General features: G+C 73.5%; 28 protein-coding genes. 13 read left to right on the top strand and 15 right to left on the bottom strand.

The window, feature by feature from the left end:
• Positions 1–100 precede the first annotated feature (100 nt).
• Positions 101–1408: a phenylacetate--CoA ligase PaaK gene (gene paaK / locus HN031_RS13600; RefSeq protein WP_172270678.1), complete on the bottom strand. Its 1308-nt coding sequence runs from the start codon at positions 1406–1408 to the stop codon at positions 101–103.
• 47 nt (positions 1409–1455) lie between these two features.
• On the opposite strand from paaK, the gene HN031_RS13595 reads away from it, so the two are divergent.
• A complete protein-coding gene (locus tag HN031_RS13595) occupies positions 1456–2100 on the top strand; it encodes a TetR/AcrR family transcriptional regulator (protein WP_172270676.1) in 645 nt (214 codons plus the stop codon).
• On the opposite strand, the gene paaI is transcribed toward HN031_RS13595, so the two are convergent.
• The 6 genes from paaI to paaA form a co-directional block, all read right to left on the bottom strand.
• Positions 2036–2482 (bottom strand): hydroxyphenylacetyl-CoA thioesterase PaaI, encoded by a 447-nt coding sequence (gene paaI, locus HN031_RS13590; protein WP_172270674.1) that lies wholly within the window; start codon positions 2480–2482, stop codon positions 2036–2038. The genes HN031_RS13595 and paaI overlap by 65 nt on opposite strands.
• Positions 2475–3533 carry a 1,2-phenylacetyl-CoA epoxidase subunit PaaE gene (gene paaE, locus HN031_RS13585; RefSeq protein WP_172270672.1) on the bottom strand — a complete coding sequence of 353 codons (1059 nt, stop codon included), beginning with the start codon at positions 3531–3533 and terminating at the stop codon, positions 2475–2477. The genes paaI and paaE overlap by 8 nt, the downstream gene beginning before the upstream one ends.
• Positions 3533–4048: a 1,2-phenylacetyl-CoA epoxidase subunit PaaD gene (gene paaD, locus HN031_RS13580; RefSeq protein WP_367650762.1), complete on the bottom strand. Its 516-nt coding sequence runs from the start codon at positions 4046–4048 to the stop codon at positions 3533–3535. Before paaD ends, paaE begins: the two co-directional genes overlap by 1 nt.
• Entirely contained in the window at positions 4045–4980 is a 936-nt protein-coding gene (paaC, locus tag HN031_RS13575) for a 1,2-phenylacetyl-CoA epoxidase subunit PaaC (protein WP_172270670.1), read from the bottom strand. The genes paaD and paaC overlap by 4 nt, the downstream gene beginning before the upstream one ends.
• A 93-nt stretch (positions 4981–5073) precedes the next feature.
• Entirely contained in the window at positions 5074–5385 is a 312-nt protein-coding gene (gene paaB / locus HN031_RS13570) for a 1,2-phenylacetyl-CoA epoxidase subunit PaaB (protein WP_204811601.1), read from the bottom strand.
• Positions 5386–5450: 65 nt separating this feature from the next.
• Complete coding sequence (gene paaA, locus HN031_RS13565; protein ID WP_172270666.1) at positions 5451–6416, bottom strand: 1,2-phenylacetyl-CoA epoxidase subunit PaaA; 966 nt, start codon at positions 6414–6416, stop codon at positions 5451–5453.
• A 135-nt stretch (positions 6417–6551) separates the two neighbouring features.
• Between paaA and paaZ the strand changes: the two genes are divergently transcribed.
• From paaZ to HN031_RS13550, 3 genes are read left to right on the top strand one after another with little or no spacing between them, the layout of a single operon-like run.
• Positions 6552–8582 (top strand): phenylacetic acid degradation bifunctional protein PaaZ, encoded by a 2031-nt coding sequence (gene paaZ, locus HN031_RS13560; RefSeq protein ID WP_172270664.1) that lies wholly within the window; start codon positions 6552–6554, stop codon positions 8580–8582.
• A gap of 17 nt (positions 8583–8599) precedes the next feature.
• Positions 8600–8899 (top strand): hypothetical protein, encoded by a 300-nt coding sequence (locus tag HN031_RS13555; protein WP_172270662.1) that lies wholly within the window; start codon positions 8600–8602, stop codon positions 8897–8899.
• Between the two features lie 58 nt (positions 8900–8957).
• Positions 8958–9173 (top strand): hypothetical protein, encoded by a 216-nt coding sequence (locus HN031_RS13550; protein ID WP_172270660.1) that lies wholly within the window; start codon positions 8958–8960, stop codon positions 9171–9173.
• 13 nt (positions 9174–9186) lie between these two features.
• Here HN031_RS13550 and HN031_RS13545 read toward each other — a convergent pair whose 3' ends face one another.
• Together HN031_RS13545 and HN031_RS13540 are read right to left on the bottom strand one after the other, a co-directional pair.
• Positions 9187–9843 carry an SDR family oxidoreductase gene (locus HN031_RS13545; RefSeq protein WP_172270658.1) on the bottom strand — a complete coding sequence of 219 codons (657 nt, stop codon included), beginning with the start codon at positions 9841–9843 and terminating at the stop codon, positions 9187–9189.
• 24 nt (positions 9844–9867) lie between these two features.
• Positions 9868–10077, bottom strand: coding sequence for a hypothetical protein (locus HN031_RS13540; protein ID WP_172270656.1), 210 nt, complete (start codon positions 10075–10077; stop codon positions 9868–9870).
• Positions 10078–10183: 106 nt separating this feature from the next.
• Between HN031_RS13540 and HN031_RS13535 the strand changes: the two genes are divergently transcribed.
• Positions 10184–11170 (top strand): LLM class F420-dependent oxidoreductase, encoded by a 987-nt coding sequence (locus HN031_RS13535; RefSeq protein ID WP_172270654.1) that lies wholly within the window; start codon positions 10184–10186, stop codon positions 11168–11170.
• Positions 11171–11182: 12 nt separating this feature from the next.
• Here the strand turns inward: HN031_RS13535 and HN031_RS13530 are convergent, their stop codons facing one another.
• The 3 genes from HN031_RS13530 to HN031_RS13520 are packed head-to-tail and all read right to left on the bottom strand — an operon-like array spanning position 11183 to position 13825.
• Positions 11183–12205: an LLM class flavin-dependent oxidoreductase gene (locus tag HN031_RS13530; RefSeq protein WP_172270652.1), complete on the bottom strand. Its 1023-nt coding sequence runs from the start codon at positions 12203–12205 to the stop codon at positions 11183–11185.
• A 14-nt stretch (positions 12206–12219) separates the two neighbouring features.
• Positions 12220–13149 carry a cation diffusion facilitator family transporter gene (locus tag HN031_RS13525; RefSeq protein ID WP_172270650.1) on the bottom strand — a complete coding sequence of 310 codons (930 nt, stop codon included), beginning with the start codon at positions 13147–13149 and terminating at the stop codon, positions 12220–12222.
• 4 nt (positions 13150–13153) lie between these two features.
• Positions 13154–13825, bottom strand: a complete 672-nt coding sequence (locus tag HN031_RS13520; protein WP_172270648.1) for a phosphodiesterase — start codon at positions 13823–13825, stop codon at positions 13154–13156.
• Positions 13826–13904: 79 nt separating this feature from the next.
• Here HN031_RS13520 and HN031_RS13515 point away from each other — a divergent pair, with 79 nt between their 5' ends.
• The 4 genes from HN031_RS13515 (at position 13905) to HN031_RS13500 (ending at position 19262) form a co-directional block, all read left to right on the top strand.
• Positions 13905–14600: a GntR family transcriptional regulator gene (locus HN031_RS13515; RefSeq protein WP_172270646.1), complete on the top strand. Its 696-nt coding sequence runs from the start codon at positions 13905–13907 to the stop codon at positions 14598–14600.
• Positions 14597–15637: a 1-aminocyclopropane-1-carboxylate deaminase gene (locus HN031_RS13510; protein WP_172270644.1), complete on the top strand. Its 1041-nt coding sequence runs from the start codon at positions 14597–14599 to the stop codon at positions 15635–15637. The genes HN031_RS13515 and HN031_RS13510 overlap by 4 nt, the downstream gene beginning before the upstream one ends.
• 236 nt (positions 15638–15873) lie before the next feature.
• Positions 15874–16476 carry a GNAT family N-acetyltransferase gene (locus HN031_RS13505; protein ID WP_172270642.1) on the top strand — a complete coding sequence of 201 codons (603 nt, stop codon included), beginning with the start codon at positions 15874–15876 and terminating at the stop codon, positions 16474–16476.
• Between the two features lie 92 nt (positions 16477–16568).
• Positions 16569–19262: an FAD/NAD(P)-binding protein gene (locus tag HN031_RS13500; protein ID WP_172270640.1), complete on the top strand. Its 2694-nt coding sequence runs from the start codon at positions 16569–16571 to the stop codon at positions 19260–19262.
• A 146-nt stretch (positions 19263–19408) separates the two neighbouring features.
• Here the strand turns inward: HN031_RS13500 and HN031_RS13495 are convergent, their stop codons facing one another.
• The 3 genes from HN031_RS13495 to HN031_RS13485 form a co-directional block, all read right to left on the bottom strand.
• Entirely contained in the window at positions 19409–20512 is a 1104-nt protein-coding gene (locus HN031_RS13495) for an amidohydrolase family protein (RefSeq protein ID WP_172270638.1), read from the bottom strand.
• 4 nt (positions 20513–20516) lie between these two features.
• Positions 20517–21605, bottom strand: a complete 1089-nt coding sequence (locus HN031_RS13490; protein WP_172270636.1) for a YbdK family carboxylate-amine ligase — start codon at positions 21603–21605, stop codon at positions 20517–20519.
• Positions 21606–21702: 97 nt separating this feature from the next.
• Positions 21703–22839 carry an acyl-CoA desaturase gene (locus HN031_RS13485; protein ID WP_172270634.1) on the bottom strand — a complete coding sequence of 379 codons (1137 nt, stop codon included), beginning with the start codon at positions 22837–22839 and terminating at the stop codon, positions 21703–21705.
• Between the two features lie 163 nt (positions 22840–23002).
• On the opposite strand from HN031_RS13485, the gene HN031_RS13480 reads away from it, so the two are divergent.
• Genes HN031_RS13480 through HN031_RS13465 form a run of 4 tightly spaced genes read left to right on the top strand, consistent with a single transcriptional unit; the run spans position 23003 to position 25102 of the window.
• Positions 23003–23167 carry a hypothetical protein gene (locus tag HN031_RS13480; protein ID WP_172270632.1) on the top strand — a complete coding sequence of 55 codons (165 nt, stop codon included), beginning with the start codon at positions 23003–23005 and terminating at the stop codon, positions 23165–23167.
• Complete coding sequence (locus HN031_RS13475; RefSeq protein ID WP_172270630.1) at positions 23164–24051, top strand: hypothetical protein; 888 nt, start codon at positions 23164–23166, stop codon at positions 24049–24051. Before HN031_RS13480 ends, HN031_RS13475 begins: the two co-directional genes overlap by 4 nt.
• On the top strand, positions 24048–24527 hold the full coding sequence (locus tag HN031_RS13470; protein ID WP_216652133.1) for a phage holin family protein: 480 nt from the start codon (positions 24048–24050) through the stop codon (positions 24525–24527). Before HN031_RS13475 ends, HN031_RS13470 begins: the two co-directional genes overlap by 4 nt.
• The gene (locus tag HN031_RS13465) at positions 24503–25102 is read left to right on the top strand and encodes a DUF3618 domain-containing protein (RefSeq protein WP_172270628.1); all 600 of its coding nucleotides are present in this window, start codon (positions 24503–24505) and stop codon (positions 25100–25102) included. Before HN031_RS13470 ends, HN031_RS13465 begins: the two co-directional genes overlap by 25 nt.
• Position 25103 lies beyond the last annotated feature (1 nt).

The raw sequence follows: 25103 nt of genomic DNA, 5'->3' as shown, positions 1-25103 counted from the left end.
TGCGCGGTGGCCGGTGGATCTGGGGTGATCACAGCGGTACGGCGTCTGGAACGCTGGGACCACTGTAGCCCCCGGGGGTGCCTTGCCGGTAACCAACGCCTCAGCGCGTCGGACGGTGGTCGACGATCCGTCGCATCTTGCCCACCGACCGCTCGATCGAGGCGACGTCGACGACCTGCACCGCGACACTGACGCCGATCGATTCCTTGATCCGCCGCACCAGCTCGTCCTGTGCGAGCGCGGCCTCGTGCGCCGAGGTGCCCTCCCGGCGCTCGACGAGGACGGTGAGGCTGTCGAGGTTGTCGGCGCGGTCGAGGTGGCACTGGAAGTGCGGGGACAGCGCCGGCAGGCCCAGCACGACCTCCTCGATCTGCGTCGGGAACAGGTTCACCCCGCGCAGGATGATCATGTCGTCGGTGCGACCGGTGATCTTCTCCATCCGGCGCATGGTGCGTGCGGTGCCCGGCAGCAGCCGGGTGAGGTCGCGCGTGCGGTAGCGGATGACCGGCATCGCCTGCTTGGTCAGCGTGGTGAGGACGAGCTCGCCCTCCTCGCCGTCGGGGAGCACCTCACCGGTGACCGGGTCGATGACCTCGGGGTAGAAGTGGTCCTCCCAGACGTGCAGCCCGTCCTTGGTCTCGACGCACTCGCTGGCGACGCCCGGCCCGATGACCTCGGACAGGCCGTAGATGTCGACCGCGTGCATGTCGGTGCGCTCCTCCATCTCGCGGCGCATGTCGTTGGTCCACGGCTCGGCGCCGAAGATGCCGACCTTGAGCGAGGTGGAGCGCGGGTCGACGCCCTGCGCCTCGAGCTCGTCGATGATCGAGAGCATGTAGGACGGCGTCACCATGATGACGTCGGGCTCGAAGTCGCGGATGAGCTGCGCCTGGCGCTGGGTCATGCCGCCCGAGACCGGGACCACGGTGCAGCCGAGTCGCTCGGCGCCCGCGTGCGCGCCGAGCCCGCCGGTGAACAGGCCGTAGCCGTAGGCGTTGTGCAGGATCATCCCGCGGCGCCCGCCGGCCGCCCGGATCGAACGCGCGACGACGTCGGCCCACATGTCGAGGTCGTCGCGGGTGTAGCCCACGACGGTCGGCTTGCCCGTCGTGCCGCTCGAGGCGTGCACGCGCACGACGTCCTCCCGCGGCACGGCGAACATCCCGAACGGGTAGTTGTCGCGCAGCGTCGCCTTGGTCGTGAACGGCAGCCGCGCGAGGTCGGCGAGCGACGCGATGTCGTCGGGGCCGACCCCGGCCTCGTCGAACGCCCGCCGGTAGTGCGCGACGTTGTCGTAGGCGTGCCGCACCGACCACCGCAGGCGGTCGAGCTGCAGGGCGCGCAGCTCGTCGAGCGGCGCGGTCTCGACCGGGTCGAGGTCGCCGGGTCGCGGGCTCAGGTCGTGCACGGTGCGGTCCTCCGTGTCGGGAGCGGGGTCGTGGGAGGCTGTGACCCATGGTGGAGGGAGCCGCGCGACGCGGACGGCCGGGTCACGACCAGCAGTCGGTGCTGCGCGTCGCGGTCGACCTCTTCAACCGCCAGGGGTACGACGCCACGAGCGTCGGTGACGTCGCCCGAGAGCTCGGGATCACGAAGTCCGCGATCTACCACCACGTGCCGAGCAAGGAGCACCTGCTCCAGAGCGCCGTCGACGAGGCGCTCGACGCGCTGACCGCCGCGCTCGACGAGGTGGCGGCCGACGACGGCCTCGACGCCGAGCAGCGCCTGCGCGCCGCGGTGCGCAGCAGCGTGGTCGTCCTGGTGGGCCACCTCCCCGCCGTGACGCTGCTCCTGCGGGTGCACGGCAACACGCCGGTCGAGAAGGCCGCGCTGGCGCGGCGTCGCGCGCTCGACGAGCGGCTGGCCGACATGGTGCGGGCGGCCGTCGAGGAGGGCGTGCTGCGCGAGGACGTCGAGCCGCTGGTGATCAGCCGGCTGCTCTTCGGCATGGTGAACTCGCTCGTGGAGTGGCTGCGTCCCGGGGTCGACGCGGAGGCGCTGGCCGACTCCGTCGCGGCGCTGGCCTTCGACGGGCTCACCCACGGGACGCGCCTGCCGGGTCGGGCAGCGTCCGGCTCCGGCCGCGGAGCTCGGCGATGACCTCGCCGGAGTCGGCGTCGTCGGCGCGCACCGTGACGTCGTAGATCCCGGAGCGCCCGCGCAGCGACACCACCCGCGCCTCGGCGTGGAGCGTCTGCCCGAGCCGGGCGGGGGCCAGCAGGTCGATCGCGAAGCCGGCGGCGACCGTCGCCGGCCGGTGCGAGTTGCAGGCCAGCGCGAACGCGGAGTCCGCGAGGGTGGCGATGAGGCCGCCGTGGCACAGGTCGTGGCCGTTGACCATGTCGCTGCGCACCGGCATCGACACCCGCGCCCGACCCGGACCGACCTCCACCAGGCGCATGCCCAGCATCGCGCTCGCCACGTCGTCGGCCCACATGGCCACCGCCGGGTCGGACGCGGGATCGGACGCCGGGTCAGGCATCGAAGTCGACCGTCACCGCGTCGCTGACCGGGTAGGTCTGGCAGGTGAGCACGAACTGCTGCTCGACCTCGGCCGGCTCGAGGGCGTAGTTGCGGACCATCTCGACCTCACCGTCGACCACCTGGGCGCGGCACGTCCCGCACACCCCGCCCTTGCAGGCGAACGGCACGTCGCTGCGGACGGCCTGGGCGGAGTCGAGGATCGTCGTGCCGCGCGCCACCGGCGTGGTCGTCGTACGCCCGTCGAGGACGACGGTGACGTCGCTGGTCACGCCCTCCACCACCCGGTCGGCGTGGCGGAGCGTCGGTGGCGGCTCGTCGACGAAGAACAGCTCGAAGTGGACCTTCTCCGGGGGCACCCCGAGCTCCGCCAGGACCGCCCGGGCGTCCTCGACGAGACCGAGCGGCCCGCAGATCCACACGTGGTCGAGCGCGGCGACCGGCACCTTGAGGGGCAGCAGCCGGCGGAGCCGGTCGGCGTCGAGGCGGCCGGAGAAGAGCTCGACGTCGCGCGGCTCGCGGGAGAGCACGTGCACCAGGTCGAAGCGGGGGCCGTGGAGGTTCTTGAGGTCGCTGAGCTCCTCGGCGAACATCACGGACGTCGTCTCGCGGTTGCCGTAGAGCATCGTCACCGAGCTGGCGGGGTTGTCGAGGACCGACGCCGCGATGGAGAGCATCGGCGTGATGCCGGAGCCGGCGGCGATGCACAGGTGCCGGCCGGCGAGGGCGGGGTCGGCTCGGAAGCTGCCCGACGGGGCGGCGACCTCGACCCGCTCGCCGGGCCGCACCTGGTGGATCAGCCACGAGGAGAAGATGCCGCCGGGGATCTCGCGCACGCCGATGCGGGGCGGGGCGCCGGCGGGGGCGCAGATGGAGTAGGTCCGGCGGTGCTCGACGCCGTCGACCACGCGGCGCAGCGTGAGCGACTCCCCCGGCTCGAAGTCGAACAGCTCGCGCAGGTCGTCAGGGACGTCGAAGGTGACCGCGGCCGCGTCGTCGGTGAGCGGCTCGACGTCGCGCACGGTCAGCTCGTGGAAGACCGGGCCGGCCATCAGATCTCCTTGAGGTGGTCGAAGGGCTCGAGGCAGGAGGTGCAGCGGTACTGCGCCTTGCACGCCGTCGACCCGAACTCCGAGACGAGGTCGGTGGCCGGTGAGTCGCACTGCGGGCAGCGGACCTGACGGGCCGTGGGCAGCAACGTGAGCGGGATCGGCCCGTCGGTCGACGGCGCAGGACCGGGCGGCGAGATGCCGGCCGCCGCGAGCGCCGTACGGCCCTCCGGGGTGATCCAGTCGGTCGTCCAGGCCGGGTCGAGGCTGACCCGGACGTCCACTCGGCGGAAGCCGGCGCCGGTGAGCTCGCGGACCAGGTCGTCGCGCATCGCGGCCATCGCGGGGCAGCCGGAGTAGGTCGGGGTGATGTCGACGACGACGTGGCCCTCCCCCACGACGTCGACGTCGCGCAGCACGCCGAGGTCGACGAGGGTGAGCATCGGCAGCTCGGGGTCGGTGACCGTGGCCGCCACGCGACGGGCGCGGTCGAGCGTCGTACGGCTCAGGAGACTCACCACAGCCCCCTCGGGTGGGCCCGGGCCACCGACTGCATCTCGGCGAGCATCCGGCTCAGCGCCTCGCCGTGCATGCCGTCGCGGCCGGTGCGACCGAGCACGCCGGCACGACGCGCCGCCTCGGGGCGCGGCACGTCGGCGGCGGCCAGCACCTGGTCGAGGACCGCCTCGGCGGCGTCACGGACCGTGGCCGGGTCGACCCCGACGCCCGACGCGGCTGCGGCCGCCTCGACGGGGTGGGTGTCGAACAGCTCGGGCCACAGCGGCCACAGTGCGGCGAGCGCGGCCAGCAGCCGGCGGCGCGACTCGTCGGTCCCCCGGGCGAGGGTGACGAACCAGCGGGCGGAGTAGTCGCGGTGGTAGGCCAGCTCCTTGACGCCCTTCGTCGCGACGGCGGCGAGGACGTCGTCGCGGCTGGTGCGCAGCTCCTCCCACACGGCCAGGCGCCACGTGGAGAACAGCAGCACCCGCACGGTCGCCTCGGCGAAGTCGCCGTTGACGAGCTCGGCGAGGCGGACGTTTCGCAGCTCGTGGGCCTCGCGGAAGAACGCGAGCGCGTCCTCGGGCGGTGCGGGCGAGCCCTCGGGCAGCGCCGGCACGACCGACTCGTCGGCCTTCGCGGCGCGCGCGAGCAGGAGCCGCGCCTGGCCGAGCAGGTCCAGCGCGATGTTGGACAGCGCGATGTCGTCCTCGAGGTCCGGCGCGTTGCTGGTCCACTCCGCGACCCGGTGCGACATGACCAGGGCGTCGTCGCCGAGCATCAGGGCGTACGCCGCCAGGGTCGGGGCGTCCACGCCGTCGGGGATCGTCGTGTCGACGCCGGCGAGCGGGTCCTCGAAGTCGGTGCCGAAGGCCCAGTGCGCGTCGTTGACGAGCAGCCCGGAGTAGGCGCTGTCGTGCTCGTCTTCTGAAGTCATGTGGATGTCAGGCATCAGGTTCTCTCGTCCGACTGCTGGAGGGACCGGGGTCCCCGCGGCGTTGTTCTGGAGGAGCGCAGCGGGGGAAGAAGAACGTCGTGGGGTGGTTCACATGTGTGGGACGTTGTCGGGGATGTCGTAGAACGTCGGGTGGCGGTAGACCTTGTCGCCGCTGGGCGCGAACATCGGGTCCTTCTCGTCCGGGCTCGACGCCGTGATCGCGTCGGCGCGGACGACCCAGATGCTGACGCCCTCGTTGCGCCGGGTGTAGACGTCGCGCGCGTGCAGCAACGCCATCCGGTCGTCGGCGGCGTGCAGCGACCCGACGTGCACGTGGTTGAGGCCGCGCTTGCCGCGCACGAAGACCTCGTAGAGCGGCCACTCCGGCTCGGGCGGCGTGACGCCCTGCCCGGTCGGCACGCCCTGCAGCGGCACCGCACCGTGCCCGCCCTCGGCGCTGAGGTCGCGTCCGGTCGGCTGGTCGCTCATCGGGCGCCCCCCGCCTGCGACGCGGCGTACGCCGTCGCGGCCTCGCGCACCCACGCGCCGTCCTCGTGGGCGCGGCGGCGGTGGGCCATCCGCTGCGCGTTGCAGGGACCGTTGCCCTTCACGCCCTCCATGAACTCGTGCCAGTCGGGCTGGCCGAAGTCGTGGTGACCGCGCTCCTCGTTCCAGACGAGATCGGGGTCGGGCAGCGTCACGCCGAGCGCCTCTGCCTGGGGCACGGACATGTCCACGAACTTCTGGCGCAGCTCGTCGTTGGTGTTGCGCTTGATGCCCCACGCCATCGACTGGGCGGTGTTGGGCGAGTCGGCGTCGGGCGGGCCGAACATCATCAGCGCCGGCCACCAGAAGCGGTCGACCGACTCCTGCACCATCGCCCGCTGCTCGTCGGTGCCGCGCATCATCGTGGCCAGCAGCTCGTAGCCCTGGCGCTGGTGGAAGGACTCCTCCTTGCACACGCGGATCATCGCCCGGCCGTAGGGGCCGTAGGAGGTGCGGCACAACGGCACCTGGTTGCAGATCGCGGCGCCGTCGACCAGCCAGCCGATGGTGCCGACGTCGGCGTAGGACAGCGTCGGGTAGTTGAAGATCGAGGAGTACTTCTGCTTGCCGGCGATGAGCAGCTCGGTCAGCTCGAGGCGGGAGACACCCAGCGTCTCGGCCGCGGAGTAGAGGTAGAGCCCGTGGCCCGCCTCGTCCTGCACCTTGGCCAGCAGGATCGCCTTGCGGCGCAGGCTCGGTGCGCGGCTGATCCAGTTGCCCTCCGGCTGCATGCCGATGATCTCGCTGTGGGCGTGCTGGGCGATCTGCCGCACGAGCGTCCTGCGATAGCCCTCCGGCATCCAGTCGCGTGGCTCGATCCGGTCGTTGCGCGCGATGGTCGCCTCGAAGTGGCGCTCGAGCTCGTCGGGCGTGGCGGCGTCGCGCGAGGTGTCGGTGAGGGTCATCCGGCCTCCTGGGCTCGGTCCGGGCCGGGCGTCCGGACCACATTTACTGACCGATCGGTCTGGTATTAGTGTGTCACCAGTCACTCCGGCACGCAAACACCGGTGTGCGCCCGCCCGCCACCCGAAGGGGACACCGTGACCCGTCTGCTCGAGAGCTACGCCGCCGGCCGCTGGTACGCCGCCTCCGCCGAGGGCGACCCGCTCCTCGACGCCGCCACGGGCGAGGAGGTCGCGCGCATCTCCAGCGCCGGTCTCGACATCGCCGCGATGACCGAGCACGCGCGCCGCGTCGGCGGTCCGGCGATCCGGGAGATGACGTTCCACGAGCGCGCGCTGCTGCTCAAGGAGCTGGCCACGCACCTCACCGGCCTCAAGGACGAGCTCTACGAGCTGTCGCTGGCCACCGGCGCGACCCGGCGCGACTCGATGATCGACATCGACGGCGGCTTCGGCACGATGTTCAGCTACTCCTCCAAGGGGCGCCGCGAGCTGCCCAACTCCCACGTGGTGTGCGACGGCGACCTCGAGCAGCTCGGCCGCACCGGCGTCTTCCTCGGCCAGCACGTCTACACCTCGCGCCCGGGCGTCGCGGTGCAGATCAACGCCTTCAACTTCCCCGTGTGGGGGATGCTCGAGAAGCTCGCGCCGGCCTTCATCGCCGGCCTGCCCTCGATCGTGAAGCCCGCCAGCCAGACGGCCTACCTCACCGAGCTCGTGGTCCGCCGCATCGTCGAGTCGGGGATCCTCCCCGAGGGCTCGCTCCAGCTGCTCGCCGGATCGGCCGGCGACCTGCTCGACCACCTCGGCGTGCAGGACTCCGTGGCGTTCACCGGGTCCGCTCACACCGCCGGCATCCTGCGCCAGCACCCCTCGGTGCTGCACGGGGGCGTGAGCCTCCAGGTCGAGGCCGACTCGCTCAACTGCTCGGTGCTCGGACCGGACGTCACCTCGGGCGACCCCGAGTGGGACCTGTTCGTCAAGGGCGTCGTCACCGAGATGACCGCCAAGGCCGGGCAGAAGTGCACGGCCATCCGCCGCGTGATCGTGCCGGCCGCGGCCGCGGAGGAGATGACCGAGGCGATCACCGCCCGCCTCTCGACCATCACCGTCGGCGACCCCGGCGACGAGTCCGTCCGGATGGGACCGCTCGCCTCGCTCGGCCAGCGCGAGGAGGTCCGCAAGGCCGTCGAGGCACTGCGCTCCTCCGCCGACGTCGTCCACGGCGACCCGACCTCGACCACCGGCTTCGCGGGTGACGGCGAGCGCGGCGCCTTCATGGAGCCGGTGCTGCTGCGGGCACGCGCGGGCGCCGTCGAGCCGCACGACGTCGAGCCGTTCGGCCCGGTGTCGACCGTGATGTCCTACGACTCGCTCGACGAGGCCGTCCGGCTGGCCGCCCGCGGCAAGGGCTCGCTGGTCGGCTCGGTCGTCACCCACGACCCCGAGGTCGCGCGCACGCTCGTGCTCGGCCTCGCGCCCTGGCACGGGCGCATCCTGGTCCTCGACCGGGACGACGCCCCGGAGTCGACCGGCCACGGCTCCCCGCTGCCGATGCTCGTGCACGGCGGCCCGGGTCGCGCCGGCGGCGGCGAGGAGCTCGGCGGCGTGCGCGGGGTGCTGCACCACATGCAGCGCTCCGCCATCCAGGCCTCCCCCGACATGCTCACCGCCATCACCGGCCGGTGGACGCGCGGCTCCGAGCGCACGATCACCCCCGAGCACCCGTTCCGCCACTCGCTCGCGACCCTGCGGGTGGGCGACACCATCGCGTCGGAGCCGCGGGTCATCTCGCGCGAGGACATCGACCACTTCTCCGACTTCACCGGTGACACGTTCTACGCCCACACCGACCCCGAGGCGGCCGCGCAGAACCCCCTCTTCGGCGGGATCGTGGCGCACGGCTACCTCATCGTCTCCATGGCGGCCGGCCTGTTCGTCGACCCCGCCCCGGGCCCCGTGCTCGCCAACTTCGGCGTCGACCACCTGCGCTTCCTCACCCCTGTCAAGGCGGGCGACGCCATCGCGGTGACGCTGACGGTCAAGCAGGTCACCCCCCGCTCGTCGGCCGACTACGGCGAGGTCCGCTGGGACGCACTGGTGACCAACCAGGACGGCGAGCCGGTCGCGACGTACGACGTGCTGACCCTGGTCGCCAAGGAGGCCTGACCCACTAGCGTGCCGCCATGACCAGACCCGTGCAGCGCATCGTCGGCATCGTCGTCCTGCTCGTCCTCGGCATGCTGAGCCTGCCGGTGTCGGCGTCCCTGCTCGACGACCAGGGCACCGAGAACTGGATCGTCCCGGTGCAGCTCCTCGCCATGGCGCTGCTCGGCGCCGCCGTGACCGTGGCCCTGCCCGGCCTCGCCAGAGAGGGCGCCTCCACCGGGCGACGGGCGATGACCGGCGCCTGGTTGGGCCTGCTGGCGGCGCTCGTCGGAGTGGTCGTGTTCTGGCTGCTGCTCAACGGCTTCGAGGGCGCCTGACCCGATCTGCGGCGGCAGGCTCGTCGGCTGGCGGAGGCGATCGCGCTACGGTGCCGCCATGGCGAAGAAGTCCTGGGGCGACATGACGCCCATGCAGAAGAACATCGTGGTCGTCGCGGGGATCGTCGAGGTCGCCGTCACCGCCTGGTGCGCACGCGACCTCAAGGAGCGACCCGCCGACCTGGTCCGCGGCCCCAAGCTCCTGTGGGGGCCCGCGCTGTCGGTGCAGCCGCTCGGCCCGATCGCCTACCTCGCCTGGGGTCGCAAGCGCTGAGGCGTCACCGGGATCAGCCGGTGTAGCGCACCTCGCTGCGCCACTCGGACTCGTCGGTCGTGACGGCCGCCCACAGCGCCTCGGCGACTCGGTCCGGGGTGAACGCGCCCTCGCGGGCGAGCGTGCCGCACACGGTCACCGACACGGCGCGGATGCCGTCCCCGCACAGCGCCTTGTCGAGGCTGTGCACGAGGTTGCGGACGCCGGCCTTCTGGACCCCGAGCGAGGCCGCTCCCTCCCACGGCTGGTCCGCGGCCATGCTGCCGGTGACGCTGATCCGCGCGCCGGCGGACATGTGGGGCCGTGCCGCCTGCACGACCGTCAGCAGTGCGCCGACCCCGAGCGCGACGTCCTCGAGCAGCTCGGGGACCGTCAGGGTCAGCGGGTCCTTCTCCCGGTAGGCGCTGGGGTTGAAGTGCAGGACGTCGATCCGGCCCGTGTGCTCGCCCATGCGGCGTACGGCGTCGCGCGCGGCCCGGTCGTCAGTGACGTCGACGGCGGCGTGGCCGACGGCGGCGCCCCGTGCCTCGAGGTCGGGGACCAGCTGGTCCAGGACCTCCTGGTCCTGGCCCAGCAGGCCCACGTCGTGACCGGCGTCGGCGAAGCGCCGGGCCACCGACCCGCTGACGCCCGGGCCGGCCCCGACGACGACGATGACCGGTCTGCTCATGCCGACAGTCCTACCGCACGCGGGTCACGGCTTGTGCGGGTGCTCGCCGGTCGGGTCGTCCGGGATCGCGTTGGGTCCCTGGGCGCCCTCGTCGACCTCGCCGGGGTGCGGGTCGGGCTGGCCCGCCACGGAGTCACCCGAGCTGATCTGCTCCCCGAACTCCGACGCGGTCTCGGAGACCTGGCCCTCGTTGCCGTCCTGGTCGGTCTTGTCCTCGTTGGGTGATGCGCTCATCGTGGTCCTCCTCGTGGGTGTGCCTCCACACAAGCACCGGGCACCTGACGAGGGCTCACCTGAGTGGGTGGTGGGCGGTCCCGGCCGGGCTGGCTACGGTCGTCACATGACGCGTTTCGGCTACACCCTGATGACCGAGCAGAGCGGACCCCGGGAGCTGGTGGGCTACGCCGTCGCCGCCGAGCGGGTGGGCTTCGACTTCGAGGTGTCGAGCGACCACTTCTCGCCGTGGCTGACCGAGCAGGGCCACGCGCCGTACGCCTGGACGACCCTCGGGGCCGTCGCGCAGGCGACCGAGCGCGTGGGCCTGATGACCTACGTGACCTGCCCGACGCTGCGCTACCACCCCGCTGTCGTGGCCCAGAAGTCCGCGACGCTGCAGATCCTCGCCGAGGGACGCTTCACGCTGGGCCTGGGCAGCGGCGAGAACCTCAACGAGCACGTCGTCGGCGAGGGCTGGCCGGCCATCGCCGAGCGCCAGGACCTGCTGGCCGAGGCGATCGAGGTGATCCGGTCGCTGCACACCGGCGAGCTCGTCGACCACCGCGGCGACTTCTTCCAGGTCGACTCCGCCCGCATCTGGGACCTGCCCGAGGAGGGCGTCGAGATCGGCGTCGCCGTCGCCGGGGCCCGCGCGATCGAGCGGTTCGCCCCGCTCGCGGACCACCTCGTCGCGACCGAGCCGGACGCGGAGATCATCCAGAACTGGAACGACGTCGACGGCGCGCCGCGCATCGGCAAGGACGCGCGGGCCGTCGGGCAGATCCCCATCTGCTGGGACCCCGACGAGGAGGCCGCGATCGCCCGGGCGCACGAGCAGTTCCGCTGGTTCGCCGGCGGCTGGAAGGTGAACGCCGACCTCCCCACCCCGGCCGGGTTCGCCGGGGCGACGCAGTTCGTCCGCCCGGAGGACGTCGCGGAGTCGATCCCCTGCGGCCCCGACCTCGACAAGGTCGTGGAGGCGGTCTCGGCCTACTGGGAGGCCGGCTTCACCGACATCGCGCTCGTGCAGGTCGGCGACGAGGGCCAGGACCGGTTCCTCGACGAGGCGGCCGGCCCGCTGCTCGAGAAGCTGCGGGCGGCCGCCCCCTGAGGACTGCGGGGCTCAGCGCCAGCCGAGGTCCGGCGCCACGTCCGTGAGCACCGTCTCGAGCAGGTGGGCGTTGTAGTCGACGCCGAGCTGGTTGGGCACCGTGAGCAGCAGCGTGTCGGCCGCCGCGACCGCCTCGTCGTCGGCGAGCTCCTTCACCAGGATGTCCGGCTCCGCGGCGTAGGTCTTGCCGAAGACCGCACGCAGGTCAGCCTCGATCTGGCCGAACTGGTCGGAGCTGCGGCCCTCGTGGCCGAAGTACATCCGGTCGAGGTCGGTGGTGATCGGCATGATCGAGCGGCTCACCGACACGCGCGGCTCGCCCTCGTGGCCGGCCTCGCGCCAGGCGTCGCGGAAGACCTCGATCTGCTTGCGCTGCTGGACGTGGAACGGCTCGCCGGTCTCGTCGGCCTTGAGGGTCGAGCTCATCAGGTGCATGCCCTTCTCAGCGGTCCACCGGGCCGTCGCGTCGGACGCCGCCCCCCACCAGATGCGGTCGCGGAGGCCCGGCGAGTGGGGCTCGGGACGCAGCAGGCCGGGCGGGTTGGGGAACATCGGCCGCGGGTTGGGCTCGGCGAAGCCCCTGCCCTCGAGCACCTGCAGGAAGACCTCGGTGTGTCGGCGCGCCATGTCGGCCTGGTCCTCGCCCTCGGCGGGCTGGTAGCCGAAGTAGCGCCAGCCGTCGATGACCTGCTCCGGTGATCCCCGGCTGATGCCGAGCTGGAGCCGGCCGCCCGAGATGAGGTCGGCCGAGCCGGCGTCCTCGGCCATGTAGAGCGGGTTCTCGTAGCGCATGTCGATCACGCCGGTGCCGATCTCGATCCGGCTCGTACGAGCGCCGACCGCGGCGAGCAGCGGGAACGGCGAGGCGAGCTGGCGCGCGAAGTGGTGGACGCGGAAGTACGCGCCGTCCGCGCCGAGCTCCTCGGCCGCGACCGCGAGGTCGATCGACTGCAGGAGCGTGTCGGAGGCCGAGCGCACCGCGGACTGCGGCGAGTCGGTCCAGTGGCCGAAGTTCAGGAACCCGATCTTCTTCATGACTGGTTCAACGCTCAACCACCCTCGTTGTTCCCGAGGAGGCTCGGCGGGCGACCCGGCGCGGCGAGGGACAGCACGGCCCGGGCGACCTCGGGGCGTTGCTCGAGCTGGTCCTCCAGCCGCTGCAGCTCCTCGGCGGCCTCGCTCTCGCGGTCGTCGCCGGCCAGGTCGACGGAGCCGACGAGGAACAACCGGTCCGGGCCGACGTACTCCAGGTGCAGCGTGCTGACCGACTGCACCTCGGGCCGCGCGCGCAGCCACTCGAGGACCGCGGCGTGGGCCCGCGGGTCCGCGACCTGGCCGACGAGGAAGGCCATGTTGCGGCGCAGCAGGTAGATGGCGATCCACCCCAGCAGGAGGCCGACGAGGATGGAGCCGATGGCGTCCCACACGGGCTGGCCGGTCGCCTGGTGCAGCGCGAGGCCGGCGGCGGCGATGAGGATGCCGGTCAGCGCGGCCGCGTCCTCGAAGAAGACGGCGCGCAGGGTCGGGTTCGACGTCCGGTCCAGGAAGGTCGCCCGGCTCAGGTCGGCGTCCCGCGCGCCGCGGCGCACCTCGCGGCGGGCCTGGAGGAAGGAGATCCCCTCCAGCACCAGCGCCACCCCGAGGACGAGGTAGGCCCACAGGTAGTCCGCCTCCTGCTCCTCCGCGTCCAGCGACTGGATGCCGTGGATCACCGACACCGCGGCGCCGACCGCGAAGAGGCCGAAGGCGGCGATCATCGACCACACGTAGGCCTCGCGCCCGTGCCCGAGCGGGTGCGCGCGGTCGGCCTCCCGCGCCGACCTCCGCTCGGCCACGACGAGGAAGACCTCGTTGCCGGCGTCGGCCCACGAGTGGGCGGCCTCGGCGACCATCGACGCCGAGCCGGTCACCGCCGCGACGAGGCTCTTGAGGACGGCCAGCGTGGTGTTCGCGGCGAGCGCGATGACGACGGTGAGCACGGTGTCAGCGCAACTGCTCCAGCCGGACGTCCCGGCCGGTGGTCGCGTCGATCCCCTGCCCGGCCCGGCTGCCGACGTACGCCCGCTCCCGCAGGCTCGCCAGCCACGCCGGGCCGAGCCGCCAGCCGGCGGGCGGGTGGAGGACCGGGTCGAAGGCCGGCCGGTCGAGCTCCGAGCGGCGGGTCACCTCGATGGTGCCGACCTGGACGTCACCGTCCCGCCCGACGACGCGCAGGCCGAGCCGCACGGGCAGCCTGCCGATCAGGACGTCCGGGTCGGGCGAGTCGAGCCGCGTGTCCGGCACGTCGACCAGCACGTGGAGGCGCTCGACGTGGGGGGCGCGCCAGTACATGAGCGAGGTGAGGGTCGACCTCGCCCACCGGCGGCTCGGGCGCAGCACGAAGCGCCGCCAGCCGGTGCTGCCGGGACCCGTCGTGCACAGGAAGTCGACGGGCGGCTCGTGGAGGAGCCGCACGGCGATGCCGAGGAGGTCGGGGACCCCGCGCAGCGTCCCGATCCCCTTGGAGAGCCGGACGAGGCAGTCGACCTCGCCGAGGGGCAGTGGTCCGGGTCCGCGCACCTCGGCCCGGCCCTCGTAGAGCACCCCGTCGGGGTGGAAGGCGGGCGCCGAGCGCAGCGCGGCCAGCTCGCGGAAGGCATCGCGGTAGAGGGGCATGCTGCAGAGGTACCCACGGGACCGCCGCGCCACCACGTGTCCCTTGACACCTCGCGCCGCGCGATGTGCAATATATTGCATGCCTGTCCCGCCGTCCGCTGCCCCCATCCGGACCTCCCTGCTGCGCGACACCGTCCACGACCGGGTGCGCGACGCGATCGTGGACGGCACGCTCGCCCCCGGCGAGGTCGTGCGTGACACCGAGCTCGCCGCCTGGCTCGGCGTGAGCCGTACGCCGGTCCGCGAGGCGCTGCTCCGGCTGGGCGAGACCGGCCTGGTGCGGGCCGCGCCCGGACGCTCGACCGTCGTCGCCCGGATCGACCTCGACGAGGTGCGCGCCGCCCACTCCGTCGTCGCGGCGATGCACCGGCTCGCCGTCGCCGAGGCGGTCGAGCGCCTGACGGCCGAGGACCTCGAGCTCATGCGCGACGCCAACGCCCGCTTCGCCGCGGCGCTCCGTGGGAGCGACACCGCGGCCGCGCTCCGCGCCGACGACGACTTCCACGCCGTGCCGGTCACCGCCTCCGGCAACCGCGCGGTGGCCACGGTCCTCGACCAGTTCGGCCCGGTCGTGCGTCGCCTCGAGCGGCGCCGCTTCGCCAGCCACGCCGGCGAGGAGTCGGTGGCATTGCACGACCGGCTCGTCGAGGCCTGCGCGGCCGGCGACGCAGACGCCGCGGCCGAGGTCTCGTTCCGGACGTGGCACACCCTCGCCGAGCTCATCCCCGACCCCGACCAGCCCGTGCCCGACCAGCCCAGCCAGGAGACCCCGTGATCCTCGACCAGTTCCCCCGCCACCCGCTGACCTTCGGCCCCTCCCCCGTCCACCACCTCGAGCGGCTCAGCGCCCACCTCGCGGCGCGGGGCGGCGGTGCGCAGGTGTGGGCCAAGCGGGAGGACGTCAACAGCGGGCTGGCCTACGGCGGCAACAAGATCCGCAAGCTGGAGTACATCGTCCCCGACGTCCTCGCCAGCGGTGCCGACACGCTCGTGTCCATCGGCGGCTTCCAGTCCAACCACACCCGCCAGGTAGCCGCCGTCGCGGCTCACCTCGGTCTCAAGTGCCGCCTCGTCCAGGAGAAGTGGGTGCCGTGGGACGACCCGACCAACACCCAGGTCGGCAACATCCTGCTGAGCCGGATGATGGGCGCCGACTCCCGCCTCGACCCGCACGGCTTCGACATCGGCATCCGCGACTCGTGGAAGGACGCGATCCGCGAGGTCGAGGAGGCCGGCGGCACGCCGTACGCCATCCCGGCCGGCGCCAGCGAGCACCGCCTCGGCGGTCTCGGCTTCGCCAGCTGGGCCTTCGAGGTGGCCGAGCAGGAGAAATCGCTCGGCGTCACCTTCGACACCATCGTCGTCTGCACCGTCACCGGCTCGACGCACGCCGGCATGATCGCCGGCTTCGCGGCACTCGAGGACCTCACCGGCGTACGCCGTCGGGTGATCGGCATCGACGCCAGCGCCACCCTCGACAAGACCCGCGACCAGGTCGCCCGCATCGCCCGCAGCACCGCCGAGCTGATCGAGCTCGGCCGCGACCTGCGCGACGACGAGATCACGGTCCTCGAGGGCTGGGCGGGCGAGCTCTACGGCCTCCCGGTCGACTCGACCATGGAGGCGATGGCCCTCGGCGCGCAGCTGGAGGCGATGATCACCGACCCGGTCTACGAGGGGAAGTCGCTCGCCGGCCTGATCGACCTCGTCGCCGGCGGGGAGATCCCCCGCGACTCGCACGTGCTCTACGCCCACCTCGGCGGGCAGCCCGCGATCAACGCCTACCACTCGCTCTGGCCGGCGCAGGGCTGACGCCGGGCCTCTCGACACGTGTCCGGGAAACAGCCCTCGGAGCGCCGGGTGCCTGGCAACATCTCGGACACGTGTCCGGGCAACGGCCCCGGAGTGCCGGGTGCGGGGCGACATCTCGGACACGTGTCCGGGCAACGGCCCCCGGAGTGCCCGTGCCGGGGCAACATCTCGGACACGTGTCCCAGGCGACCGGCGACCCGACGACCGACACCCCCACCCGCCGCTAGCGTGGCCCCATGGCCGCGACGCCGCTGCTGCGCACCGACGGGTTCACCGTCCACCCCGCCACGCACGCGCGGTTCGACGACGTCCGCACCATGGTCGGCCCGAAGAACCCCACGTCGAGCGTCTGCTGGTGCCTGAGCCACCGCATCCCCGCCAAGGACAACCGTGAGCTGGCCGGACCGGCGCGCGGGGCCTACGTCGAGGCGCTGACCCGCCGGCGCACCAAGCCGGGCGTGCTCGCCTACGACGGCGACGAGGTGGTGGGCTGGGCGGCCGTCGCGCCGCGCAGCGAGCTGCCCTTCGCCCGGTCCACGAAGATCCCGCACGTCGACGACCAGGACGCCTGGTCGGTGTGGTGCATCCGGGTCCGCCCCGGGCACCGCGGGCGTGGGATCTCCCACGTCCTGCTCGTTGGTGCGGTCGCCTACGCCCGGCAGCAGGGCGCGCCCGTGGTGGAGGGCTACCCCGTCGACAACCAGGGCGCCAGGGTCGACCTCACGATGGCCTACGTCGGCACGCGCAAGCTGTTCGAGGACGCCGGATTCAGGCTCGCCGCGCCGACCGGGGCCACGTCGGCCGGCTTCCCCCGGGTGGTGATGCGGGGCACCGCCTGAGCCGCGACCCGCCGTCGTGCGCCCCGAGTCGCCTCGGCCCGCACCTCCTTGCTACCTTTAGTCAACCAATTCACTGGACAAAGGAGCGCGCCATGGGGTCGAACGAGGGCGACTGTCGAGTCGTGGTGGTCGGTGCGGGCGCCGGCGGGACGCTGGTCGCCACCCACCTCGTCACGGCGCTGTCCTCGCGGTTCCGCGTCGAGCTGGTCGACCCGGTCGCGACGACCGGGCGCGGGCAGGCCTACTCCACCACCGACGACCGCCACCTGCTCAACGTCCCGGCCTCCGGCATGAGCGCGTTCCCCCGCGACCCGGAGCACTTCCTGCGCTGGCTGCGCAACCACCACGACCCGGACTTCCAGCCGCACGAGTTCGCGCCGCGCGCCGTGTTCGGCCGCTACGTCGAGAGCCTGCTGACCACCGCCGCGGAGTTCCCCGGCAACGCCCGCCTCGTACGCCGTCGCGCCGAGGTCGTCGACGTCGAGGGGTCCGGCACCGGCTTCGTCGTCGAGCTCTCCGACGGCGAGCGCCTCGAGGCGCGCGCGGTGGTGCTGGCGACCAGCAGCCGCCCCGGCACCGGCTGGGCGCCGCCGGAGCTGGCGGTCGACCCACGGCTCGTCGCCGACCCGTGGACGCAGCCGATCCCCGAGGAGGGCGACGTCCTGCTGCTCGGCTCGGGGCTGACGATGGTCGACCTCGCGATCAGCGCCGACCGGCCCGGCCGCACGCTCCACGTCGTGTCCCGCTCCGACGCGGTGCCGCACCCGCACGTGCTGCCCACCACTCCCCCGGTCCCGCCGCCGCCGGGCATCACCCGCACCCAGGGCCTCGACGCGCTCCGCTCCACGCTGGCGGCGCACGTCGCGAGCACCGTGGAGAGCACCGGCGACTGGCGCGCGGCCGTCGACGGCCTGCGACCCGTCACCGCCCAGCTGTGGCGCGGGCTGTCGGAGGCCGACAAGCGCCGGTTCATCGCCGAGGACGCCCGCACCTGGGACGTGCACCGCCACCGGATGGCGCCCGCCACCGCCCGCCGCCTGGACGCGGTCGCGGCCGGGGGTCGGCTGGTGCGGCACCGCGGGACGATCGCGGCCGTGCGCGCCGACGACGACGCCCTCCACGTGACGCTCGACGACGGCACCGAGCTCAGCGTCGCAGCGGTCGTCAACTGCACCGGCCCGGTCGGCTCGATCGCCGCCGACCCGCTCCTCGCCCGACTCGCGCACAGCGGCCTGGTCCGTCCCGGCCCGGCCGGCCTGGGCATCGACACCGCCGACGACGGCCGCATCGTCGGCACCCTGCCCGAGACCCGGCCGTTCCTGGCCGTCGGCTCGCTGCGCCGGGGCAACCTCTGGGAGTCGACCGCGATGCCCGAGATCCGCGAGCAGGCCTACGACGTCGCGCGCGTCGTCGGTCGCTCGCTGCACGGCGAGTCGCGGCGCCGCCCGGTCGACCCCTACGGCCTCACGCTCTCGACCAACCGCCGCGCGGCCGCCCGCTACAACGCGGCGCTCGGCCGCCTGCTGCGGCTCCAGGGCGGCGTCGAGGAGGGGTTGGCGCAGGCCGTCGCCGCCGACGAGGGGTTCGTGCAGGCGCACGCCGCGCTGGCGCTGCTCGGCCACGAGTGGGGCGCCACCACGCACTGGCAGGCCTCGCTCCGCGCCGCGCACCGCGCCGCGGCCGAGCGCCACCTCGACGACCGCGAGAGCAGCTTCCTCGACGCCGTCACCACCCGGCTCCGCACCGACGAGGCCACCGGCGCCGCGGCCCTCCTGCGCCACGTCCGGCTCTTCCCGCGCGACGCCCTCGCCGTCAGCGTGGCGGTGCCGACCGTCGCCTTCGGCGGCCTCACCAGCGGCACCCAGACCGCGGAGCTCGTGGAGTCGCTGGGCCGCTCCTACGGCGACGACTGGTGGTACGCCGGCCAGCTCGCCTTCGTCCGCCAGGACCAGGAGCGCTGGGCCGAGGCCGAGGACCTGTCGTCCTACGCCCTCTCGGTGGAGCCCGCCTCCGGGCACGCCGTCCACGCCCGGGCCCACGTCTTCTACGAGACGGGCGACCACGCCGCCGGACTGGCCTGGCTCGACGAGTGGATCCGCACCCGCGGGCCGGAGGCCAACCACCGCTCGCACTTCTCCTGGCACGCCGCGCTCCACGAGCTCATGCAGGACGACGTCGAGGCGGTGCGACGCCGGTTCCGCCGCGAGCTCGACCCCGCGGTGGTCAGCGGCAGCCGTGTCGTCGTCGACAGCGGCTCGCTCCTGTGGCGCGGCCGGGTGACCGGCGCCTGGACCGACGACCTGCCGGTGCGCGAGGTCCGGGCCAAGGCGCCGGCCGAGTGGCTGCGCACTCCCCCGACGCCGTTCGCCGCGATGCACGGCGCCGTGCTGCTGGCGGCCGATGGCGACGCAGCCGCCCTGACCCGGCTGTCCGCACAGGCCGCCCAGCACGAGGACCGCGTCTTCCGCGACGTCGTCGCCCCGCTGTGCACCGGCCTCGTGTCGGTCGTCGAGGAGCGCTGGGACGCCGCTGCGGCGACGCTCGCCGATGTGGTGACCACGATGGACCCGCTGGGCGGGAGCAAGGCGCAGCGCGAGGTCGTCGAGGACACGCTGGTGCACGTGCTGGCGATGGCCGGTCGCAACGCCGACGCGGCCGCGCTGCTCGACCACCGGCTCTCGCGCCGCTCCTCCGCCCTCGACGCCCGCCGCCGCGCCGCGGTGACCGGCGCTGCCAGCGACGCCGCCGGCAGCACGGCGTCGGCCGACGCACCGAGCGGACGCTGAGACCGGCATGCCCGGAGAGGCGCTCGGCTCGGCGGCGGTGACGACCCTGGTCGCGCTCGCGCTCGCCGAGCTGCACCTGGAGGTCGTCGCGGGTGCAGCGGCCTGGCTCGCGGCCTGGTGGCTGCTGCGGGAGCCGGGAGACCGGATCAGGGCAGGGGCGCCGCCGGCGTCCGCGCCACCACAGACGCCGCCGACAGCAGGTCCCACCCGGGGGTGAACCCGTTGCGACGCTGCAGTCGCTCGCGGTGCTCCTCGTAGAGGTCGAGCAGACGGAGCACGGAGGCGAGAACCGGTGCGTCCGGGTCGTCCGACGGTACGTCGCACGCGTGCCGGGCCACGGTGAGCGGCACCTCGGGGTAGAGGCCCCGCTGCATCGCCTCCAGCGCGGCCAGCAGGTTGGTCGAGGCGACCTCGAGGAACGGCCCCACCGCCCGGGCCTCCCGCTCCGGTGGCCCACCCAGGTCGAGCGGCTCCCGCCCCTCGAGCAGCCGGGTCGCCTGGCCGCCGAGCACCGACGCGACGTGGTCACGGTCCAGCCCCGCCTGCCACGCGCAGCGCGCCGTCGCCATCAGCCACGACACCGGGGTGCTGTAGGGCAGGTCGCTGGCGGCCAGCACGCGGCCGGGCGGCACCAGCCGGAAGAGCGCCATGAGGTGCGCCGGGGTCCACCAGGACGTGTCGAAGAAGAGGTTGGGCACGTCGCCCACGTGCCGGTGCAGGCGGCCGAGGTCCGACATCGCGCAGTGGGCCAGCACCATCCGCAGGCCCGGGCGCCGCGTGCAGGTCTCCAGGACGGTCCCCCGCACCGAGTCCACCTCGGGACCGGCGTGCACCACCACGGGGAGCCGTCGCTCGTCCGCGATCGCGAAGACCGGCTCGAGCAGCGGGTCGGCCAGGTCGAGCTCGTCGCTGGACAGGTGCAGCTTGATGCCGCGTGCGCCGGCGTCCAGCAGGGCCTCGAGCCCGTCCACCTCGTCGGGAACCACCCGGGCCAGCGCCGTGAGCCGGCCGTCGCTGCCCAGCGCGGCGTCGAGGCAGGCGGCGTTGGCGGCGCGGTAGCCGTCGGGCTCCGAGAGCGGGAACACGAGGGCGCGGGCACGGGCCGCGTCCACCGCGGTCAGGAGCTCCTCGACCGTCGCGGAGACCGAGTCCCGGTCACCGATGTGCGTGTGCACGTCCAGCACCGGTCCCTCGGGCAGCTCCTCGAGCACGCGGTCGTACCACGGCTGCACCAGGTGGTCGGCGTACACGCGCTCAGCCGTCCAGGTCGCCGGTGCGGGCCACCAGGTCGTCGAGCAGCGCCGGCATGCCGCCGCTCGCCACGAGGCCACGTTGCCGCACGGGCTCGGCCGGGCCGGCGAGCATCGCCTCGACCGCCTCGAGCGGGCCCTCGAGCCCGTCCACGGCCAGCGCCACCCGCGCGTCGGCCAGGGTCCGTCGGGCGACCTCGCGCAGCGGCCGGTGCGTCCGGTCGAGGTCGACGACCGTGGTCTCGAGGCCGTGGCGGGCGACCCGGTGGTCGTTCACCGCGAGCACGTCGTCGGGCAGGTCCGCGAGAGCCGGCGACTCGAGCGCGCAGCGGGCGATGCCCTGCACCAGCGCGGTCAGTCCGGCCACCAGCGCGAGGGACGGCACCGCGTCCATCATCCGCACCTCGAGGGTCCCGAGCCGGGGCCTCGGCCTCAGGTCCCACCAGACGTAGGTGTGGTCGGTGGCCTCGGCGGCGTCGAGCACCGTCTCCGTCCGGGTGACGTACTGCTCCCAGGAGCGCAGCAGGGGCGGGACGGTCGTGCGGGGGTAGGACCGGAGGATGGCCGACCTCGTCGAGGCGAGGCCGGAGTCCACGCCGTGCCAGTACGGCGACCCGGCCGCGAGGGCGCGCAGGAGCGGCACGGCATGGCGCAGGCCGCGGTAGGCCCGCATCGCCGTCTGCTCGTCCGGGAAGCCGACGTGGACCTGCAGCGCCGCCGTGGGCGTGCGGAGGAGGCCGGCGTACTCCTCGCGGATGCGGTCGTAGCGCGGGGACGAGGCGAGGACCGCGCCGCCCAGCGGCGCCGTCGGGTGCACGCCCGCCGCCAGCGCGCGGACGCCCCGCGCGGACACGGACCCGCGCAGCGTGCGCAGCGAGGCGGCGACTCCTTCGGCGCCCGTGCACACCGGGGTGTTGAGCTCGACCTGGTCGACGTAGACCTCGCCGGTCACCACGCCGTCGGGAGTGGTCCGCTGCAGGGTCGCCACGACCGCGGGCCCGGCCGCTCCGAGCAGCTCGCCGGCGTCGTCGACGAGCATCAGCTCCTCCTCGACGCCGACCGTGAGGTCACCGCCGGGCACCCACGCGGGCACCCGCGCGTGACCCCCGTCCTGTCGTGGCTCCGCACCGTGGGAGAGCGCCCCCGTCATGCCCGACAGGTGCCCCGCCGAGCACTCGCACATGCACCGCTCAGGCGCTCGCCGCGACGTGGCGTCCGCGCGACGGCACGGACAGGCGCAGGACCTTGTGCCAGGCGCTGGCGACCTGACGCAGCAGCGGGGCGCTGTGGTAGGCGAGGCCGTGGCGCTCGAACAGCTCGCGCACCGGCCCGGCGACCTCGCGGTAGCGGTTGCTCGGCAGGTCGGGGAAGAGGTGGTGCTCGATCTGGTGCGACAGGTTGCCGCAGAGCACGTGCAGCAGCCACGGCCCGGAGATGTCCGCCGACCCGAGCATCTGCCGGACGTACCACCGACCGCGCGTCTCGTGCTCGTCGAGCTCGTCGACCTCGAAGGTCTCCACCCCCTCGGGGAAGTGGCCGCACATGATCACCGAGTGGCTCCACACGTTGCGGGCCAGGTTGGCGACGAGGTTGGCGGTCAGCGTGGTGCGGGCCGAGCCGGTGGGCGCGGAGAGCGCGGGGTGCAGGACGTAGTCGCGCAGCGCGTTGCGGGCGACCCGGCGCGCGGTCACCCGCATCTCGTCCTTCTGCTCAGCGGTGAACCCGCGCCCGCTGCGCAGCGACTCACCGAGGTCCAGGTCGTACATCGCGATGCCGTACTCGAAGATGCAGGCGTTCACGAAGTTCCACAGCGGCTGCGCGAGGTGGCGCGGGCTCCACTCCTGCGCCTCGTCGACGCGCAGGATGCCGTAGCCGAGGTCGTTGTCCTTGCCGAGCACGTTGGTGTTCACGTGGTGCCGGTCGTTGTGCGCGCGCCGCCACTGCTCCGGCGCGGAGGCGTGGTCCCACTCCCACGTCGAGGAGTGGATCCGCGGGTCGCGCATCCAGTCCCACTGGCCGTGGAGCACGTTGTGCCCGATCTCCATGTTGTCCAGCACCTTGGACAGCGTCAGCGCCGCGGTGCCGACCCACCACGCGGGGCGGCTGCGGCTGCCGAGGAGGACCAGCCGCCCGGCCACCTCGAGGCACCGCTGCGTCGCGATCACCCGCCGGATGTAGGCCGCGTCGCGCGCGCCTCGGTTCGCGAGCACCTCCTGGCGCAGGGCGTCCAGCGTCCGGCCGATCTCCTCGACCTCGGCGTCGGTGAGGTCGTCGTACGAGCGGTGCGGCGGAGGGGCCACGGGGGCGTGCTGCAGGAAGGCGGCCATGGCGCAACAGTGCCCGATGCGGTGAAGGCGCATACGCCGGTAGGGGTGGGGGCACGGGAGCTGGAACGCCATCCACGACCGCCCCGGGACCGACCGGTCGAAGGTGTCACGGAGACCGCCCGCAGGGGTGGAGTGCATCCGGGACGACGGGGTACGGAGTGCCATGACCGAACACCCCCGCACCGACGACCAGGACGCCGAGCCGCCCACCCCGGACGGTGAGGAGCCGGACACCGGTCAGCTGGACCCGGACTCCGAGCCGGCCAGCGACCCCGACCCCGACCCGGACGCAGGCACCACCCCCATCCACAACGAGGAGGACGCATGACGACCTACGGAAGCGACCCAATCGGCACGACCGGCACCGGCACGACCGGCACCGGCACGACCGGCTACGGCACGACTGACACCGGCTCGACCGAGACCGGCACGACCGGCACGAGCACGACCGGCGGCGAGAGCAGCGGAGCCACCGGCAAGGCCAAGGAGGCGGCCTCCACGGCGGCCGACCAGGGCAAGCACGTCGCCGGCACCGCCGCCGAGGAGGCCCGCAACGTCGCCGGCACCGCCGCGCAGCAGGCCCGCAGCGTGGTGGGTGACGCCAAGCAGCAGGTCACCTCGCAGCTGAGCGACCAGGCCACCACGCAGCGCGACAACCTGTCGCAGACCCTGCGCACCTTCGGCGACGACCTGCAGAAGATGGTCGAGGGCGAGGGCTCCGGGCAGGGCATGGCCGCCGACGTGGCGCGCGAGATCTCCGACCGGGTCCGCTCACTGGGCGACCACCTGGAGAACCGCGAGCCGGCCGACCTGCTCGACGACGCCCGCTCCTTCGCCCGTCGCCGCCCCGGCGTGTTCCTGCTGGGCGCGCTCGCCGCCGGCGTGGTCGCCGGGCGGATGTTCCGCGCGACCGCCGACGGCGCCGCCGCGGCCTCGCTGGCGGAGTCCGGCGGCACCGGCACGTCGTACGCCGGCACCGGCACCGGCTACAGCAGCGGCTACGACACCGGCACCAGCTACGACCCGGGCTACGGCACGGGCGCCGGCGCCGGCACGCTGGGCACCGACCCGCTGGCCACCGAGTCGAGCACGAACAACCCCGGCACCACGGGCTACGACACCCCGGTGGCCGACCCGACGCTGACCACCCCGGCCAGCACCGACTCCACCTCGTCCGGGCTCCCGGGCCAGCGCACGCAGGACACGCCGTGACAGGGCCCTCGGGATTCGACCCCATCGTCGGGACGCCTGTGGACCCGATGACGTCGGGCTCGCACGCGGTGGGCGACGCCACCCCGCGCGGGAGCGGCGACGAGCGCAGCCTCGGCGAGATCGTCGGCGACATCAGCACCGACCTGACCACGCTGGTGAAGAAGGAGCTCGAGCTGGCGCGCACCGAGCTCAAGGAGGAGGCGACCAAGGCGGGCAAGGGCGCCGGGATGCTCGGGGGCGCCGGCGTCGCCGGGCTCCTGGCGTTGATCCTGGGCTCGTTCGCCCTCGCCTACCTGCTCGACAACTGGATGCCGGTCGAGCTGGCCTTCCTGATCGTCACGCTCCTGTGGGCGATCGTCGGCGCCGTCCTCGCGGCCAAGGGCCGCAAGGAGCTCAAGAACGCAAACCCGCAGCTGCCGGAGACGCAGCAGACACTCAAGGAGGACGCACAATGGGTCAAAGCACAGAAGAGCTGAGCAGCGAGATCGCCCAGACGCGCCAGTCGATGACGGCCAACGTGGACGCCTTGCAGGACCGGGTGAGCCCGTCGGCCATCGTGGAGCGACGCAAGGAGGCGGCCCGCAGCCGCATCCTCGGCGTCCGCGAGAAGGTCATGGGCACCGCTGACAGCGCCCGCTCGTCCGCGTCCGGCGGCGCCGGGTCCGCCAAGGAGTCGGCCCTCGGGGCCGTCGACTCGGTGAAGGGCACTGCCCAGGACACCGTCAGCACCGCGCAGGACAAGATGCAGGGATCTCCGCTGGCTGCGGGACTGGTCGCCTTCGGCGCCGGGATGATCGTCGCCGCGTTGATCCCCGCCTCCGAGAAGGAGGCCGTCGCGGCCGGGCACGTGGTCGACGCCGCCAAGGAGCACGGCCAGCCGGTCGTGGACCAGGCGAAGTCCATGGCGCAGGACGTCGCGCAGGACCTCAAGGGCACGGCCACCGAGGCCGTGCAGGAGGTCAAGGACACCGCCACGGACAGCGCGCAACGCGTGAAGTCCGAGGGCCAGTCCGGCGTCGACGAGGTCAAGTCGCAGACGTCCTCGTCCTGAC

This window comes from Nocardioides sp. zg-1308 (assembly GCF_013155375.1).
GTDB classification, from domain to species: Bacteria; Actinomycetota; Actinomycetes; order Propionibacteriales; family Nocardioidaceae; genus Nocardioides; species Nocardioides renjunii.
Note: the sequence above shows the minus strand (reverse complement) of the source record. Positions and strands in the feature narration are given on the sequence as shown.

Excerpts from the sequence above, each read along its gene's own strand:
- HN031_RS13485 (WP_172270634.1), bottom strand. The coding sequence starts at position 22,839 with ATGGCCGCCTTCCTGCAGCACGCCCCCGTGGCCCCTCCGCCGCACCGC.
- HN031_RS13535 (WP_172270654.1), top strand. The coding sequence starts at position 10,184 with ATGACGCGTTTCGGCTACACCCTGATGACCGAGCAGAGCGGACCCCGG.
- paaI (WP_172270674.1), bottom strand. The coding sequence starts at position 2,482 with ATGCCTGACCCGGCGTCCGATCCCGCGTCCGACCCGGCGGTGGCCATG.
- HN031_RS13505 (WP_172270642.1), top strand. The coding sequence starts at position 15,874 with ATGGCCGCGACGCCGCTGCTGCGCACCGACGGGTTCACCGTCCACCCC.
- paaC (WP_172270670.1), bottom strand. The coding sequence starts at position 4,980 with ATGCCTGACATCCACATGACTTCAGAAGACGAGCACGACAGCGCCTAC.
- HN031_RS13500 (WP_172270640.1), top strand. The coding sequence starts at position 16,569 with ATGGGGTCGAACGAGGGCGACTGTCGAGTCGTGGTGGTCGGTGCGGGC.
- paaE (WP_172270672.1), bottom strand. The coding sequence starts at position 3,533 with ATGGCCGGCCCGGTCTTCCACGAGCTGACCGTGCGCGACGTCGAGCCG.
- HN031_RS13515 (WP_172270646.1), top strand. The coding sequence starts at position 13,905 with ATGCCTGTCCCGCCGTCCGCTGCCCCCATCCGGACCTCCCTGCTGCGC.
- HN031_RS13595 (WP_172270676.1), top strand. The coding sequence starts at position 1,456 with ATGGTGGAGGGAGCCGCGCGACGCGGACGGCCGGGTCACGACCAGCAG.
- paaA (WP_172270666.1), bottom strand. The coding sequence starts at position 6,416 with ATGACCCTCACCGACACCTCGCGCGACGCCGCCACGCCCGACGAGCTC.
- HN031_RS13475 (WP_172270630.1), top strand. The coding sequence starts at position 23,164 with ATGACGACCTACGGAAGCGACCCAATCGGCACGACCGGCACCGGCACG.
- HN031_RS13550 (WP_172270660.1), top strand. The coding sequence starts at position 8,958 with ATGGCGAAGAAGTCCTGGGGCGACATGACGCCCATGCAGAAGAACATC.
- HN031_RS13520 (WP_172270648.1), bottom strand. The coding sequence starts at position 13,825 with ATGCCCCTCTACCGCGATGCCTTCCGCGAGCTGGCCGCGCTGCGCTCG.
- HN031_RS13540 (WP_172270656.1), bottom strand. The coding sequence starts at position 10,077 with ATGAGCGCATCACCCAACGAGGACAAGACCGACCAGGACGGCAACGAG.
- HN031_RS13465 (WP_172270628.1), top strand. The coding sequence starts at position 24,503 with ATGGGTCAAAGCACAGAAGAGCTGAGCAGCGAGATCGCCCAGACGCGC.
- HN031_RS13480 (WP_172270632.1), top strand. The coding sequence starts at position 23,003 with ATGACCGAACACCCCCGCACCGACGACCAGGACGCCGAGCCGCCCACC.
- HN031_RS13555 (WP_172270662.1), top strand. The coding sequence starts at position 8,600 with ATGACCAGACCCGTGCAGCGCATCGTCGGCATCGTCGTCCTGCTCGTC.
- HN031_RS13545 (WP_172270658.1), bottom strand. The coding sequence starts at position 9,843 with ATGAGCAGACCGGTCATCGTCGTCGTCGGGGCCGGCCCGGGCGTCAGC.
- HN031_RS13530 (WP_172270652.1), bottom strand. The coding sequence starts at position 12,205 with ATGAAGAAGATCGGGTTCCTGAACTTCGGCCACTGGACCGACTCGCCG.